16 protein-coding genes are annotated in these 15,835 nt (G+C 57.7%); 5 read left to right on the top strand and 11 right to left on the bottom strand.

Going from position 1 to position 15,835, the window contains the following annotated elements:
* Positions 1-11 precede the first annotated feature (11 nt).
* Together OHL23_RS20670 and OHL23_RS20665 are read right to left on the bottom strand one after the other, a co-directional pair.
* Positions 12-416: a DUF3224 domain-containing protein gene (locus tag OHL23_RS20670; protein ID WP_263353858.1), complete on the bottom strand. Its 405-nt coding sequence runs from the start codon at positions 414-416 to the stop codon at positions 12-14.
* Positions 417-553: 137 nt separating this feature from the next.
* Complete coding sequence (locus tag OHL23_RS20665) at positions 554-1,267, bottom strand: YdeI/OmpD-associated family protein (protein ID WP_263353857.1); 714 nt, start codon at positions 1,265-1,267, stop codon at positions 554-556.
* Positions 1,268-1,412: 145 nt separating this feature from the next.
* Between OHL23_RS20665 and OHL23_RS20660 the strand changes: the two genes are divergently transcribed.
* The 4 genes from OHL23_RS20660 to OHL23_RS20645 all read left to right on the top strand — a co-directional run bounded on the left by OHL23_RS20660 (position 1,413) and on the right by OHL23_RS20645 (position 6,959).
* A complete protein-coding gene (locus tag OHL23_RS20660; RefSeq protein ID WP_263353856.1) occupies positions 1,413-3,218 on the top strand; it encodes a DUF885 domain-containing protein in 1,806 nt (601 codons plus the stop codon).
* Positions 3,219-3,472: 254 nt separating this feature from the next.
* Positions 3,473-4,165 (top strand): carboxypeptidase regulatory-like domain-containing protein, encoded by a 693-nt coding sequence (locus OHL23_RS20655; protein WP_263353855.1) that lies wholly within the window; start codon positions 3,473-3,475, stop codon positions 4,163-4,165.
* Between the two features lie 119 nt (positions 4,166-4,284).
* Positions 4,285-5,877, top strand: a complete 1,593-nt coding sequence (locus OHL23_RS20650; RefSeq protein WP_263353854.1) for an HD-GYP domain-containing protein — start codon at positions 4,285-4,287, stop codon at positions 5,875-5,877.
* On the top strand, positions 5,874-6,959 hold the full coding sequence (locus OHL23_RS20645) for a hypothetical protein (RefSeq protein WP_263353853.1): 1,086 nt from the start codon (positions 5,874-5,876) through the stop codon (positions 6,957-6,959). The genes OHL23_RS20650 and OHL23_RS20645 overlap by 4 nt, the downstream gene beginning before the upstream one ends.
* A gap of 10 nt (positions 6,960-6,969) precedes the next feature.
* On the opposite strand, the gene OHL23_RS20640 is transcribed toward OHL23_RS20645, so the two are convergent.
* The 7 genes from OHL23_RS20640 to OHL23_RS20610 form a co-directional block, all read right to left on the bottom strand.
* Positions 6,970-7,389, bottom strand: coding sequence for a putative toxin-antitoxin system toxin component, PIN family (locus OHL23_RS20640; RefSeq protein WP_263353852.1), 420 nt, complete (start codon positions 7,387-7,389; stop codon positions 6,970-6,972).
* Complete coding sequence (locus OHL23_RS20635) at positions 7,386-7,676, bottom strand: prevent-host-death protein (protein ID WP_263353851.1); 291 nt, start codon at positions 7,674-7,676, stop codon at positions 7,386-7,388. The genes OHL23_RS20640 and OHL23_RS20635 overlap by 4 nt, the downstream gene beginning before the upstream one ends.
* Before the next feature lie 69 nt (positions 7,677-7,745).
* Positions 7,746-8,990 carry a competence/damage-inducible protein A gene (locus OHL23_RS20630; protein WP_263353850.1) on the bottom strand — a complete coding sequence of 415 codons (1,245 nt, stop codon included), beginning with the start codon at positions 8,988-8,990 and terminating at the stop codon, positions 7,746-7,748.
* A gap of 83 nt (positions 8,991-9,073) precedes the next feature.
* Positions 9,074-10,012 (bottom strand): VOC family protein, encoded by a 939-nt coding sequence (locus tag OHL23_RS20625; RefSeq protein ID WP_263353849.1) that lies wholly within the window; start codon positions 10,010-10,012, stop codon positions 9,074-9,076.
* Positions 10,013-10,078: 66 nt separating this feature from the next.
* Entirely contained in the window at positions 10,079-11,131 is a 1,053-nt protein-coding gene (locus OHL23_RS20620) for a gluconolaconase (protein WP_263353848.1), read from the bottom strand.
* Between the two features lie 19 nt (positions 11,132-11,150).
* Entirely contained in the window at positions 11,151-11,744 is a 594-nt protein-coding gene (locus OHL23_RS20615) for a phosphatidylglycerophosphatase A family protein (protein WP_317891711.1), read from the bottom strand.
* On the bottom strand, positions 11,734-11,955 hold the full coding sequence (locus OHL23_RS20610) for a DNA gyrase inhibitor YacG (RefSeq protein ID WP_263353847.1): 222 nt from the start codon (positions 11,953-11,955) through the stop codon (positions 11,734-11,736). Before OHL23_RS20610 ends, OHL23_RS20615 begins: the two co-directional genes overlap by 11 nt.
* Before the next feature lie 518 nt (positions 11,956-12,473).
* On the opposite strand from OHL23_RS20610, the gene OHL23_RS20605 reads away from it, so the two are divergent.
* Positions 12,474-12,995 (top strand): DUF4136 domain-containing protein, encoded by a 522-nt coding sequence (locus OHL23_RS20605; protein ID WP_263353846.1) that lies wholly within the window; start codon positions 12,474-12,476, stop codon positions 12,993-12,995.
* Between the two features lie 225 nt (positions 12,996-13,220).
* On the opposite strand, the gene OHL23_RS20600 is transcribed toward OHL23_RS20605, so the two are convergent.
* Both OHL23_RS20600 and rimO read right to left on the bottom strand, forming a co-directional pair.
* Positions 13,221-13,868 (bottom strand): hypothetical protein, encoded by a 648-nt coding sequence (locus OHL23_RS20600; protein WP_263353845.1) that lies wholly within the window; start codon positions 13,866-13,868, stop codon positions 13,221-13,223.
* A 358-nt stretch (positions 13,869-14,226) separates the two neighbouring features.
* Complete coding sequence (gene rimO, locus OHL23_RS20595) at positions 14,227-15,738, bottom strand: 30S ribosomal protein S12 methylthiotransferase RimO (protein WP_263353844.1); 1,512 nt, start codon at positions 15,736-15,738, stop codon at positions 14,227-14,229.
* Positions 15,739-15,835 lie beyond the last annotated feature (97 nt).

Here is a 15,835-nt window from a genome sequence, read left to right as displayed (position 1 = left end):
TCCACCTTTTTCTATTGAATCGTTGCCAGTGTATATGCCAGTTCGTAGGAGTGCTTGCCATCGGCAATTTGAACCGTCATCTTCCCAGCCACTCCCGTCAACTCTCCGCAGCCCGAGTCAGGCACGATGGTGATGGTCAGCTCAGGAACGCCACGGTTCATGACGCCGTTGTGTTGCAGGATGAAAGACCCGCTGCGCCCTTGCAGAGTACCGGTTACTTTCTCAATGGCGACGTAACCTGCCGAGCCTTTCGCAATCGTGCCCCCGCTCAACATCTGGCCCTGGCTGGTCGCTTCTAGATCGCCGTGGTATTGCTTGTCGAGCAGAAACCGGCCAAGAGTCTCATCGGCCGGAAACTCACTCCAGGTTTGCGGAGTCATCTTCACCTCGAAGCTTCCCTTCGCATGTGTCTCCATTTATGTCTCCTTGGTAGGATCGTTGGTTTTCTGATTCTGGAGTTACCGCCTGGCGATCGTCAGGGGCAAGTTTAACTCATGGAGGAGCGCATGGACCGCGGCCAGTCCCCAGACGAACTCCGTTTTATCTTCTGGGCCTAATCTTCCGGATTGGATGCATTCCTTGAACCTGCCATGTGCGTGGATCGTCTTGCCGCCTTTACGGCATCTTCCACTGCGCGCTCAGTGCGCTTGGCCTGCGCCTCCGGGCTCTGGCACATGAAGATGCCGAAGAGCGTCATGCGGCGCTGGTTGGGCGTTAGCGCTTCCCAGCCCACGCGAGCAAGCGGCTGGCGGCGAAAGGCAACCTGAAGAATTGGAGGCGGAGATTCTTCTCCGTCCATGATCAGCATGATTCGCTCCATCCATTGTTCGGCCCGGCGCACGCGCACTTCGGCGGATTTGGGTTCAGCGACCATGTCCGCAATGTATTTGCGTGTGGAGTAGTTCAGCGTTTCGTACCATTTCTTTACGCTGCGGTCCGACTTGAGGAGCTTTGCCAATTCTGGAGGCGGAGTAGCCGCACGGTCATCCAGATCGGGCTCCAGAACTATCTCTGCAAGACTCCCCGCAGTAAGATGCGCGGCCTTTCGCATCTTGCCTGTGACAAGCAGAAAATACCCGCGCTCCTGCGAGCGAAGCAGAGAAGTGGCGATGGCCACTGGCTCACTCGCCTCATTAGCAGCCCGGATAGAGCCTTTCACGCGTAACTTGGAGCGAACCGGCCACACCTCTACGGGATCGAAGGGAATTCGCGCCATAACCGAGGAGAATCCCGTTTCAATCTTCTCCAGCACGGCTTGAAAGGTCATTTGCATCGAAGTGGCCAACCCTGTTTTCGCTCGGCAAGAGGATTCTACGGCATAGCTGGGTTGCCCTCGAAGCGCTTTGCATTCCATCGCGTTTGGATGTCTTAAACTCGACACAGGCCGCGCTCGCGCGCCCGAGGATTTCGCTTTGAACAGACTCCATCTTTCGCTGATCGCTTTCGTGCTTTTCACGCCTGTCAACGCCGCCTTGCTGCGCGGACAAGCCCTCAAAGTCGATCCGAATGCGGCGGCTGCTCCGCAGTCGCTGGAGGACCGGCGCAAGGCGCTCAATCGCCTCTTTGACGACTATTGGCAGGACAATCTGCGCCACTCGCCGGAGTTCGCTTCTTCCATCGGCGACAAACGGTACAACGATCAGATCAGCGACTACTCCGTGCAGGCCTTCAACGAGGGATTGGAACGCGAACAGGGCTTCCTGCTGCGTCTCGCTGCAATCGATCCGACGGGTTTCACGCCGCAGGAAGTGACAAGCCGCGATCTGCTTCTGCGCCAGTTCACCCAGGATCAGGAGGCAGCTGAGTTCAAGGAGTGGGAGATGCCGGTGAATCAAATGGGCGGCATCCACACCACTTACCCGGACCTCGTGCGCCAGCTCAGCTTTACCACCGGGAAGGATTACGACGACTGGATCGCCAGGCTTCACGCCATTCCGAAGGCCTTCGAGCAGGTGTCGCGCAACATGTCCCTCGGCGTCGAAGACCATCGCGTTCCGCCGAAGTTCCTGATGGAAAAGGTGCTCGATCAGGTCAAAGACCTGGCCCACCAGAAGCCGGAAGATTCGCCGCTGGCGCTACCGCTCAAGAGCTTTCCTGCCAGTGTTCCGGCTGCTGAGCGGGAACGCATCAAGACTGAAATGCTGAACGCCATCGGCAAGGAAGTGCTGCCGGCATATCTGCGTTTTCAGCGGTTTCTGGAAGTCACCTACGTCCCCGCGGGTCGCGAGCAGCCGGGAATCTGGGCGCTTGAGGACGGCGCAAAGTATTATGCCTTTTGCATCCGGCGCGAGACGACAACAAACCTTACTCCGGACCAGATTCATCAGATCGGTCTCGATGAAGTAAAGCGCGACGAAGCCGAAATGCTGGTAATTGCAAAGAAGATGGGCTTCGCGGATATCAAGTCATTTCAGGCTTCGCTCGCGGCCAATCCAAAGCTGCATCCGGCCTCGGCCGATGCCTTGATCGGCGCGTATCGCGGCTACGTGAATGCGATGCAAGCCAAGCTGCCCTCGCTCTTTGGCCATCTCCCGAAGGCAGTTTTGGAAGTTTCAACCATTCCTGACTACTCGGCGAAATCGGCGCCGCAGGCTTACTACCAGCAAGGCTCTCCGGATGGCAGCCGCCCAGGGCGCATTACCGTCAATACTTACAACGCAACGGAACGGTCGCTGGTTGACGTCGAGGCGATTTCCTATCATGAAGGTATTCCGGGGCACCATTTGCAAATCTCGATTGGCGAAGAGTTGCAGGGGATGCCGGAGTTCCGGAAATACAGCAGTTACACGGCCTTCGTCGAAGGCTGGGCGCTTTACTCCGAGCGACTTGGGAAGGATGTTGGTTTCTATCAGGACCCGTACTCGGACTTTGGCCGGCTGGAAGCCGATATGTGGCGCGCCATCCGGCTGGTAGTCGATACGGGCGTGCATTCGCAGCACTGGACGCGCGAGCAGATGATCGATTACTTCAAAGCCCACTCCGGCATGGATGATACGAATATCCAGGCCGAGACGGATCGCTATATCGCGTGGCCGGGGCAGGCGCTGGCCTACAAAATCGGTCAGTTGAAGATTCTTGAGCTGCGCGACCGGGCCAAAAAGGCGCTGGGGGACAAGTTCGATATTCGAGCCTTCCACGACGAGGTGCTCGACTCTGGAGCTCTGCCGCTGGATGTGCTGGAGCAACGCGTAAATGACTGGATTGCGGCGCAAAAGTAGTCAGGCGGCGCGATTGGTCTATCTGCGTTACGTACAGAGTCAGAACTTGTAATTCGCCCGCTCGTCACTCCGAGGCGCTATTAATATGCGCACTAAGGTAATCAAAATCTCCCCTAAAGGTTGTATAGTTAGCGACTACTATGCCCATACACTGGTAACTATATCAAGGTACCTCGGTTTCATTTGGGGAGCGCCGGAAGGGCACTGAACTTGAAAAAGCAAATCGCCACTCTCGCGGTGTTCTGTTAACTCTCATGAATAGCCTGCGCGTACTTATCGCATTCGTTGTCCTCGCTGTCGGGGCAGGAGCGCAGAACATCACGGGTACGATTCTGGTCAAGAAGAGGCTGACCAACAGGCGTGTCACCGCCACTGTTTCCATTTATCAGCGGGGGACCGCCGTGAAGCTCGGTGAAGACGCCGGGGAAGATCCCCTGGAATATGAACGGTCACACGTTGTGATCTATCTTGAAGGGCCGGGTTCCGCAGAAGCGAATTCCTCCCATCCGGCTACGCTTCCGATCCAGCAACTCGACCGTCAATTCTCGCCCGATCTCCTTGTTGTCCCGGTAGGTTCAACTGTTTCGTTCCCCAACATGGATCCTATCTTTCACAATATCTTCTCGCTTTCTAAGCCGAAAACCTTCGATCTTGGAAGTTACAGCAAGGGTGAAACGCGCAACGTGGTTTTTCCGAAGCCTGGTGTTGTAGACGTCTACTGTCATCTGCACCCAAATATGGAAGCCACCATCATCGTGACTCCAAACCGGTGGTATGCGCGGGCGGATCGAGCAGGGCAGTATCGAATACCGGATGTGCCGCCTGGCAAATACACCATTGTTGCGTGGCACAGGACTGCCGGCTACTTCCGAAAATCGATTGAGGTGGAAACAGGGCGCGACTCCGTCGCTGATTTTTTTATTCCGATCGACAAAGACCCGGAGTAAAGAGCTGTGACGGAATTCGCCGTGAACTTCGCGGGAATCAGGTGACTATGCGCTTCCGAACTCGAGTCTTCCTTATCTGCTTTGTCCCTTTCGCAGTCCTCTTGTCTGGCGGCTTCTGGATGATCCAACAGTTCGTGCAATCGACTGTGCGCGAGGGCCTGCGCACAACTCTGCGTGAAAACCAGTTGGCGATTGCCCGCATTCACACGAAAGGTGATCTTCAAGACAGCCGCTTTCTCAATGTTGCAGGGGAAAACGCCGCACTTAAGGCCGGAATGCAACTGCTCCGGTCCGAATCCGGCAGCGAGGCGGCGGAAAGAACTGTGCAGGATCAACTGCGAGAGCTCGGCGAACATATGGGCTTCGATTTTCTGATTGTTTCCGGGCCCAATGGCGTGCCGCTCGCGGGCGTCATCCGCCAGTCCGCAGAAGAGCCTGGCGGGAACAGCCAACTCGTCCCGATGGATCTAGCCACTCTCGAACCTGGTAAAAAAGGGCTCCTTTTCATTGGTGGCCGCACCTTTAGGGTTGCATCGGTTCCGATTGATCAAGAGGAAGAAAATCTAGGCTCCCTTTCAGTGGGTGAGTATTTCAACTTCGCGGAACTCACGACTCCCGCCGTGCTGATCCATGACAGGACGGTGATCAAGTCCAACATCCCCGGTGTCTCACTCAGCGAGGTCGACGCGGCCCTCGGCCGATGTTCGGGCCAATCCGAATGCGACGTCCGATTGAAGGGAGTCAACTGGATTGCCCTTCCGATGCAGTCCTTCGGCGGCGGCTATCTACTGGAAAGTCTCGAAAACGTAGATGCGGCGACAGCTCCCGTTGCGTCCAGACTGCACAGCCTGTTCCTCACCGTGGCGGGGGGGTCCGTGCTGGTTGCTTTCCTATGCAGTGTCTTTTCGTCACGTTCCATCGTGAAACCCATCGCAGCCGTGGTAGCTCATCTCCGCAACGCGGAGCGGACCGGCGTGCTCCCGGAGTTCGAGAGCGATCTTTCGTCGACGGTGGAAATCCGGGAGCTCGCCAGAAGCTACAACCGGGCCGCCGTGTCCGTTCGGAAAGCACGGGAAAGCCTGGAAGGAGCGTACGCGGAGTTTGTCGGTTCCCTCGCGCACGCGCTCGATGCACGCGATCGGTATACCTCCGGTCATAGCAATCGGGTCAGCCAGCTCGCATGTGCAACAGCGGTTGCGCTGGGTCTTGATGCTGAGCAAGTGGAACGGATTCGGGTCGGCGCGTCCCTCCACGACATCGGCAAAATTGGGGTCCCCGACAGCGTTCTCCAGAAGCCTGGCCGACTCACAGACGAGGAGTGGGCCATGGTCAAGGAACACCCCGTGATTGGCCGCCGGATTCTTGAAGGCGTGCAGGGCCTCGCGCCCGTCCTCGAGGCCGTAGAGCTGCATCACGAGAACTGGGATGGCTCAGGATACCCGAAAGGGCAATCGGGCGAAGAAACGCCAATCGACGCACGCATCATTCACATATCGGATGCTTATGACGCAATGACGACCGATCGGTCATATAGGCGAGGATTGACCCACGAGCGAGCCGTCCAGATTCTTCGCGAGAACTCGGGAACGCAATTCGATCCCAGGATTGTAGAGCTGTTCGTGAATCTGCCGCGCCAAGTTCTCATTGCTGAACCGGTTGTGTCGGAAGAACCTAGCCGGGTGAGGGAACTTGAAGCAGTGGAGGCTGGATGATAAAGGCTCTCGCTTTGTGTCTGCTCTCCGCGGTGCTGTGTCCTCAGTTCATAGCCGCGCAGGAAGCCAATTCCGGCTTCGATCTCCGCGCCACTCTCAGCGGGCAGGCCGCAGTTTCGAGCATATCCACAGAAACACCCAGATCCGGGTCGTCCGGAGACGCAGGTTTCCGCTCTGTCTTCTATCCCACGTGGAAGATAAACGACCACTGGACTGCTACCGGAGCGTGGCAACTCTATTCAAGCCAATATTTCTTTGGAAGCTTTTCTGCCAACGGTTATGGAGCGAAAGGCAACCTTCTTCAGGCCACTCTCAACTATTCGCGGATATCGAATAAGGGATCGGTCCTGATTCGCGCGGGGCAGCTTTCAACAGCCTTCGGTTCCTTTCCCCTTCGCTATGACGATGCAGACAACGCCCTCATCGATTTGCCGATCGAATATGGCTATTACTCAGCACCGGTATCCATTCTCGGTCTTGCCGGTGCCCAAATAGACGCGACGCGCGGCAAGTGGGACGGAAGAGCGCAGTTCGTCAACTCGTCGCCGGTGAATCCCCGAAGCCTGTTTGCGCGCGACCAATATGGCAATTGGGCCGGTGGCGGCGGATACACGATCCGGCAGGGATTGCGGGTCGGCGTCTCGGCGTTTCGCGGTCCGTATCTGGATCGAAAATCCAAGTATTTTTTTCCTGGAGAGGAGAACCCGAGTTCGCTTCCAGCCCACGCCCTGGGTCTGGACATCCAATGGGCACGCGGCCACTGGAATGTACAGGGAGAGCTGCAGAAATTCGTACTGCCCTATACGGCGATTCCGACTTTCCGCGAGCAGGCCGGCTACGCGGAGGTAAAGCGGGTACTGAATCCGCGATGGTACCTTGCTACCCGCGTCGGCTACACGAGCGCGAACGCATCGGGGAAAGTCCAGAGTATCGAGGCCACGGCGGGCTTCCGTCCCGACAGACTCCAGCTAATCAAAATCGGCTACGAACTTGAACATTACAGCGAGGGCCCCTATAGCAACGAGAATACTCTGGCAATTCAAATCGTAACTAGCTTGCACCGGGCCGTTGCCCGGAACTAGGAATTTCAAGTTAGGGCTGGAACTCGCCCGATATATGAGCCAGATAATCGGCTGGTGAGAGCACGGTGACTCCATTTCTAGCCGTCTCAGGGAAGTGTTTCAGGTTGCCGGTTACCAGCCACGCTCCAGAGGAGTGGGCCAGCGCAAGAAATGGCGCATCTGCACGGTCCGGGCAAGTTGGAAATAATGGCTCAGTGTCGGCAAGTTGCAGGCTTTCCTCGATCAGAGACTCCAACCAACGGGGAGGAAAGCCATAACGGCGGAACTTAGGACGCTGGACAACCTCGCGGTACTCTGCTGCGACTTGCGGGCTGACGACCAACTGCACGAGTCCTTCCAGCACCCAATCCATGAGGATCGTCGCTGGTGCTCCATCTGGCTTGATGCCAGCAGAGATAATCACATTGGCATCCAATACGACGAGTCTCATCCGGCGTCGCGAAGGCGTCGGGAGGCGCGGACCTCGCTGATCTCCTGATCAATTTCCTCGTCACTTATGTCACCAGCCAAGCTGGCGGCTAGCCAGCCTTCTCGAAGACTTGCCTTCGCCATGGCCCTGCGCAGGTCTCGATCCTCTTGAACGACGTCGCCAAGTACCGGAACCAGGAAAAAGGCAGGGCCATTTTGACCGACGAGCAGCGCGGTTTCTCCGGGAGGAACATCCTGGAGTGCCTTTGCACCGCGCGTGCGGAATTCTCGGAGTGAAATGTGACGCATCGGTCACCTCTCAGATAAGTGTAGCCAAAACGGCTACGCGGATCAACACGACTGTTCAAGGGTCATAACTTACATCAGCCGCCGGCGGATCATGTCCAACGCCTGTTGGCTGGCCCAGAGCCGAATGCGGTCGCGATCGCCGCTGAAGTTGCATTCCAATGACTCGGTCTTGTTGGCGTAGCTGACTGCGACGTAGACCAGACCTACTGGTTTTTCTGGCGTGCCTCCGCCAGGGCCTGCGATGCCGGTGATGCCTACGCCCATGCTCGCGCCTACGCGGCGCCGAATGCCTTGCGCCATGGCTTCGGCAACCTCCGCGCTAACCGCTCCGTGGTTTGCGATGAGTTGCGGTGGGACACTTGCGAAATCGGCCTTGAGTTCATTCGAGTAAACCACCGCTCCCCCCAGAAATGAGCGGGAGCTTCCGCTGATGCTGGTGATGCGCTGTGAAAGAAGGCCGCCCGTGCAGCTTTCGGCGACGGCGAGAGTTTCCTGCTTGAGTTCGAGATAGTAGACGACGATCTGTTCGAGAGTTTCGCCGGTTGAGGAAAACAGGTGCTCTTCCAGCGCCTCTTCGAGCTTGCTGGCGAGTTCATCTACGCGGTGCTGGGCGAGCTCCAGCGAGGGTTTGGCGCAGAAGAGCTGGAGCTGAATCTCGGCGTTTCCGGCGAGGATCGTAGTGTCGACGTCCTTGTAAGTCGAGTAGATAGGCGCAAGCAGCGCGTCCGCTGTCGATTCTGGAATCATCGTCGCCTTCAGCACCCGCTTGGCGATGTGGCGCACGGGAAGAATCTCGCGCAGGCGAGGAATGCACTGATCGGCGAAGAGTGCCTTGCACTCCTTCGGAGGGCCGGGAACGAGCATGACGAGCTTGCGATGTCCGTTGAAGCTGGTGTCCAGCCACAGACCGGGCGCGGTGCCGTTGGCGTTGGGAAGCACGGTTGCGCCTTCAATAATGTCGGCCTGCTTGAGGTTGTTGTCGGTCATCGGAATGCGGCGTTTCGCAAAGCGCGCGGCCAGGGCGACGACAAGCTGGCCGTCGCGGCGGATGCCGACGCCCAGCGCCTCAGCCACTGCTTCGCGGCTCAGGTCGTCTTCGGTGGGTCCGAGGCCGCCCATGACGGCGACAATATCGGCGCGGCCGAGCGCGGTGCGAACCGCGCTGACCAAGTCGCGCCTGCGGTCGCCGACGATGGTCTTGAAGGCCACGCCGACGCCGATCTCGTTGAGCTTTTCTGTCAGGTACAGGGAGTTTGTGTCCTGCCGGAAGGGAGTGAGCAACTCGGAACCGACAGCGATGATCTCGGATTTCATGCTCGACCTTTGGTTGGCGCTTTCCTTCCTCGTGGAAGAAGCGCTCACTCCTTGAAATTACCAGCCTCGGCTACCAGTCCGGACTACCAACCCGGTGTCGGACTGGGATGGACGCCGGTAATAGCCGAGCAGCAGGCTTCCTTGACCGGCTTGAATTCCATGAATTCAACGCGGGTTCCGTCCGGATCGTGCAGATCCAGTTGCATCTTCCCATCGACTCCAAGCACTTGCGGGTTCTTGTTGTCGGCAGGCTTCCAGCCGCGCTTTTCAAGGCGCGCCTGCAGTTCGGCGACGCTGGTCACGCCCGGCGCTAGATGATCGGCGCTGCCGAGCTGCGCGCGCGAAGGAGACGCGGGCAGTAGAAGCATGTATTCGATCCAGTCGGTGCCGTTCGGAACCTGCATCATGACCCAGTTGATTTGCGTGTCGGGATTTCCGCCCTGCCAGTAGAGGTGAAATCCGAGAAGATCTTTGTAGAAATGGTCGAGCGCAGCGCGGTCTCGGACCATATAACCGGCGTGCATGATGTGGTTGCTCGCCTCCTCGGAGACCGATTTCGGCGCACGCGGAGGATGATTGCTTTCCTGCACGAACGAGACTTTGTTGCCTTCAGGATCGCGGACGAGAAAGCTGCGGTCGCCGTTCTTCTCGACTGTGACGGCCTTCGGCACGTCGACGCCGTTGGCTCCAAGGTATTTGCGCAGCGCCTCGGCATTGCTGGTTGAGAAACCGACGCTGTCCAGGCGATTCGCCCCTCCAGGTGTGGCAGGAGTGACTAGTTCCACATACTGCGCGTGATTTGCGTAGAAGCGAATGCCGGATTGTGTGCCGCTCGCCGGGATCGGGTCCCAGCCAAGCAGGGAAGCGTAGAACTCTTTTGATTTTGTTATGTCGTCAGCGAAGAGCGTGAGGTGAGATATGCCGGTGATGGAGGGCCGGGCTGCGTTTTGCTGTGCCTTGGCGATGCTCGACACAGAAAGGGCGAGCAACGCGGATGCGAGCAGGAGAGAGTTTAATTTCATCGCTATATTCTCTTGAACCGTATGGGATTGGATTCCGTCGATCCTATTCGCTGCATTGGGTTTATTTCAGAAGAGCTTTAAGCCTTCCACGCCCAACTCGACATCATATACGGCTTCGTTGGTGGCGAGCACCGCGGTTCCGAGAGGAGAGAATGCGACTCCGACGAGGTTGTGTCCGGCGACGATGAGCTCGGCGTGACCGCCGGGAGTGATGCGGATGAGTCCGCGCTGGCCGCGCAGGGATGCGGTGACATAGATATTGCCGTCGCGGTCGAGCGCCAGTCCCTGCGGGCGGCTGAGGCCGCGGAACCAGGCGGAGGTGCTGCCGTCGCGGTCGATGGCCCAGATGCAGTCATTGGGCGAAAGCGATGGGGCGGTGACGAAGAGTGTTCCATCGGAGGCAACTGCAAGATGGTAGGCGGAGACGCTAGGCTCCAGTGTGGCGTAGACGAAGATTTTGCGGCCAATATCGGAGTTGCCTGGAGCAATCTTGAAAATCGTCCCATTGCGGTCGCCGACAAATAAGTTGCCGTCCGCGTCGAAGGCTGCTCCGGTGGCGACGCCCATGCCCTCGGCGTAAACAGTGGCTTCGCCTCCCGCGTCGATGCGGTACACGGTCCCCTCAGCGCGCGAGGTGACGTAGAGCGTGCCCTCGGGATCGAAGGCCAGGCCGGTGGGGTTGAGGATTCCGCTGACAAAGGGTGTTCCGACGCGGTCGGGGCTGACGCGAACGATGGAAACTGGCGTCTGCTTGCCGCGCGGTCCGGAGATGGTCGCAAAGGTCATTCCGGAGCGGCTTACAACCGGGCTGGTCACGGGGTGTAGGCCGTCGGAGAGCTCGCGTGCGACGGTAACCGGGAAGGTATTGCTGGCTCCGTCCTGGTTGCGAATTTCGATCAGGCCGGCCGATGCCTGTTCCGGTACGCGGAAGCAGAGGCGGCTTTCGCTGCTCATCAGAACGTGCGCAGAGATGCCGTCGATCCGCACTGCCGGGATGGTCATGGCCTGCGGACCCAGATTTTTCCCGCGCACCTCCACGTCGCCGCCGGGCAGGGCTGCCGCGGGGAAAACGTTCTCGATGATCGGAGGGAGCAGGGTTTGTTTCGCGAGTCTGGGCATCGAGATCACATCCAGGAAACTAGATCCATCGGTTTAGCAACAACAGCACTGCCCAAGCATACAACCCGGCGGCCACGTCGTCGAAGACGATACCCGATCCCTCGGGCAGTTTTTCGAGCTGGCGGACGGGAAACGGTTTGGTGATATCAAAGACCCGGAAGAGCAGAAGAGCCAGGAGGATGTGTTTCCAGTCGGGGTGGTAGATGGCGCCGAGCAGGGTGATCCAGACGCCAGCTACTTCGTCGATGACTACGAAGCCGGGGTCTTTGCGGCAGCTTTCGCGGGCGACGATGGTCGCGGCCGGCACGCCGAGGGTGATCGAAAGAGCAATTCCCGCCAGGGTGAGGCCGAGCAGCGATTGCGGGCTGGGATGGAGAAACAGGGCGGTTGCGGTCCAGATCAGCGTGGCGGCTACGGAGCCCCAGGTGCCGGGGCCGGGTTTGCCGAGGCCTGAGCCGAAGAAGGTGGCAACGGCCCAGGCCCAAAACGTCTTTCGCCCCGCCCGGAAGGAGCAGGTCGCGCCTTCGGGCCAGCCGCCTTTCGCAGCCATCACGCGGGCCGCTTCCAGTGCGCTGGCTTTGGCGTCGAGTTTGGCTTGCGCTTTACTGGTCACGTTCTTGGCCTTCGAGGTCTTCGAGCACGTCAGGATCGAGAACCGGCGAGCTGATCTTGTAGACGCCCATGGCCCATTTGCCGAGGTCGATGCGACGGCAGCGGTCGCTGCAGAAGGGGAAGTCTTCGTCGGTGGCCTTCACCAGCTTTTTGCAGGATGGGCAGTGGAGCGATTTGATTTTGGGCTTCGAGGCTTTGGGCGCGTTGGGCATCAGCTTGTCACTTCGTGGATTTGCGACTGTTCCTGACTATTCTCGCAGTGTCGCGGCGATATATCCAGATGAAGCGTTGATCGCCATATTTTGGGGCCGACAAGGGGCGAAATTCATGGCAGGGGGTAGGGTATGCCGAAATCTTGTTCAAGTTATAGAAACAAAATGCTTTGTGCGGATTTTTGAGTGCGAAAAAGTGCGTTTTTGGGGCGTTTTTGTGCACTTGAATGTGTCTGATTGGGTGCATTCCGGGTGCCGGTGCTGAACTATTTCCTTTCATTGTGCCTGAGTGAAGGGAAATTGATTGCAAGGGCGCCCGCAAAATCAGGCAGGCTTCCCTGTCCCCAAAAGCCGGACATACCCGAACGAGCTATCGGCTGCCTGCTCAGTTTCGCGTTTTGTCTCTCCGTGTTTGTTTCTAGTCTGAATACAACGCTGTTCGTCAGCGCGAACGAAGGAAGTCTCGTGCCGCCCTTGGGGATGGGACAGAGATTAACAAGTGCGAAGGAGATTGAGAAATGAATATTCGGACTCTGTTGGCGGTGCCTGCGCTGTGCGCGGCAATGATCATTCCTGCCTATGCCGATCACGTGACGGTCGATTACAACCATTCCACGAACTTCACCAGAATCAAAACGTATTCGTGGGCAGAAGTTCACACCAGCAACTCGATTTGGGATGCACGCGTGAAGGAAGCTATCGATAAGCAATTGTCGGCTAAAGGGTGGGTCCAGGTGCCCACCGGTGGAGATGTTGCGCTCGTGGCTGTGGAGAAGGTGCAAGTTGAGCAGCAGTACGACACGATGTATGCCGGCATGGGAGGACGCTTTGGTGGCGGAATGGGAGATTCGACTTCCTCCGTCGATAGCTATAAGGTTGGCACCCTGGTTGTAAGCATCCTGGACACCCAATCCAGAAATTTGATCTGGAAGGGAACCTCGGTTAGCGATCTTATGGGTAACCCGGAAAAAACCACAAAGAAACTCGATACAGACGTGCAGAAGATGTTTAAGAAGTTTCCGACACAGTCCGCCTCCTGATAGTGGCGAGATGTCTCTAATTCGACGCCTGCTGCTGTTCGACAGGAGTAACACGAGGGCTCCTGTCGAACCAGCAGCAGGTGAATACCAAGGCGGTTCAGATGGCCATGCAGCAGGACAGACCGGTGGCTGCAGCGGCCCTGGAACAGTAAATTGTGACTGCTAAGAGGTGGCATGATGAGTTTCTCAAGGAGCTGTAGTCGTTCGTCATAATTTCCTTGTAGGCTAGTTCGGCAATTTCTTTGCCAATGCCCCTATGCGCTCTGCGATCGTTCGAATCGAATAGGTGTTTACGGTATTAGAGTATTCAGTGTCGAACTCGGAGTCCGTGAGGCCCTGCTTCTTCAACTCATCGTGCATCCGGTCTACGCGAATCTGGAAGGCGTCAAAGTATGAGCGCATCGTCTGGGCGTCGTAGTCCTTTGTGTCAGCTGGTTTTCCGCCGTAAGGGCCTTCGCCATAGCCACCTTGCCCATATCCAGGAGGTGCTTCACGGCTTATTAGGAATGACAGGATCTCGTTGGAAAGATCGACGGCTTGCCGTTTGAGATTGTCAGCCGGAAGCGACCGGGTCGCATTCGTTGCCGCGGTATTGTTCTGCAGGGCAATGACGTTCTTATTTAACTCTAGAAACTTTGCATAGAGCGTGGCCATCTCGATAGCATGTTGATTGCTTGCGTCGGCCCTGTCGCGTCTTACCGCATAGATCTCGCCGAATGCGAGGCCGAAGCACAATACAACCGCGATGAGCCTCGCAAGCCTCCCTCTCATCCGATCGGCTGGTATAAGTGTGATAATAAGGGCTTCCGTGCCAAGAATCGTCACAAAGACACCAGGCGGGAATGGCCACAAGTCCATCAAGCGATCCAGCAACTATTCAACTCCTTGGTGTCACTTGCACGAGTGGCCGGTTCAGTCGAGTGAGGGCGAAACTAATATATTACACGGCGGATCGTAACTGGCGAATCATGATTCATTGCCATCGATACGCTCTCGAAGCCTCTCAATCGCCCGCGCTGCAAATCCAACCCTTGATAAGGGGTATGCCATGCAGCATGTTCCGTTACATTCCCCGTTCGCTGTAACAAGGCACATTTGCCCTATAAATTACGCAACTGCAAACGATTGAAACTAGCCTCTTCCAACATTCCTCGCCAAAGGCGCGCCGTTCGCTGGGGATCGTTCTACGTGGAACAATTGTGGCACGCCATTGGCGGTGGAACTGGATGCCCTATTCGACGATGCGGGCTACTACATCGTAGTGGTGGGATTCGGTGATTTCGCAGCGGTAGAAGGTGCCCGGGACCAGCGTCTCGTGAAGACCGAAGTCGTTGATGAGGACTTTGCCATCGATCTCCGGGGCGTGGAGCATGGTGCGGCCTTGCCAGAGGAGTTCGGTTTCGTCGCTGACTCCTTCTACGAGCAGGTCGAATTCGCGGCCGATCCACTGTTGCTGGCGTTCGGCGCTGATCTTCTGCTGGAGCTTCATGAGGCGCTTGCGGCGGGACTCGATGGTGCGCTTGGGAACTTTGGCGTCGAGTTCAAAGGCGGGTGAGCCTTCTTCGTCGGAGTACGGGAATGCGCCGAGCCAGTCGATTTTGGCTTCGCGGACGAAGTCTTCGAGTTGCTGGAAGTCTTCGTCGGTTTCGCCGGGGAAGCCGACGATGAACGTGGTGCGCAGGACGAGATCGGGAACGATGCGGCGGGCTTTCTCGATCATTTTGAGGAAGATTTCGCCGCTGCCGCCGCGCTTCATGCGCTTGAGGACGGCCGGGCTGGCGTGTTGCAGCGGTACGTCGAGGTATTTGGCGATGTTGTCGTGGCGGGCGATGGTTTCGAGCAGCTTCGTCGTGACCTTGTTGGGATAGGCGTATAGGAAGCGCAACCACTTGAGGCCTTCGATTTGGGCTAAGGCTTCGAGAAGCGTGGCGAGACCGTCTTTCAGTCCAAGGTCTTCGCCGTAGCAGGTGGTGTCCTGGCCGATGAGGGTGATTTCCCGGACGCCCTGCTTGACGAGGTTTTCGGCTTCTGCGATGACCGACGACATGCGACGCGAACGGAACTTGCCGCGGAGCTGCGGGATGATGCAGAAGCCGCAGGGGTGGTCGCAGCCCTCGGCGATCTTGATGTAGGCCGACGAGCGCGGGGTGGTGAGGATGCGCGGCGTCTCGTCGGAGTAGAGGTAGTTGGGCAGGCTGGCGATGGCTCCGTCCCAGTGTTCGCGGCTGAAGCGGCCTTGTTCTTCGCGCAGGTCGCCTTCGGGCCTTGAATGCTTGTGGACGGCGCTGGGGGCTCGTTCGACTAGTTCGCTGGCGCTCAGGATGTTGAAGGGCGATGTGCTGGCTGGAGCGGGAATTGGGTTCAGGCCAGCGGCGGCGAGAATCGCTTCCAATTCGCCGGTGCCGACGACCGCGTCGACTTCCGGGATGTTTTTCTGGATTTCGTTGCGGTAGCGCTCGACTAGGCATCCGGCGACAATGAGGCGCTTCGCGGTTCCGGCGGTCTTGTGCTGCACCATTTCGAGGATGGTGTTGACGGACTCCTGCTTGGCGGAATCGATGAAGGAACAGGTGTTTACGACCAGAATCTCGGCGTCTTCGGGATGGCTTGTCAAGCGCGCGCCGGCGCGGTCCAGCAGCCCCATCATCACTTCGGAGTCGACAAGATTTTTGGGACAGCCCAACGAAATAAAGCCCACGGTTGGGGCGAGTTTCGCCTCCGTGGGAGTGGAAAGTTTGCTCACTCTTTCATTGTACCGGGGTATTGATTTCGACGATAGTTTCGCGCCTGACTGCTCATGGTAGCGGCCCAAACTATTTGGCCGCCACTATGAGGTATTT

The sequence above is a fragment of the Acidicapsa acidisoli genome (assembly GCF_025685625.1).
GTDB classification, from domain to species: Bacteria; Acidobacteriota; Terriglobia; order Terriglobales; family Acidobacteriaceae; genus Acidicapsa; species Acidicapsa acidisoli.
Note: the sequence above shows the minus strand (reverse complement) of the source record. Positions and strands in the feature narration are given on the sequence as shown.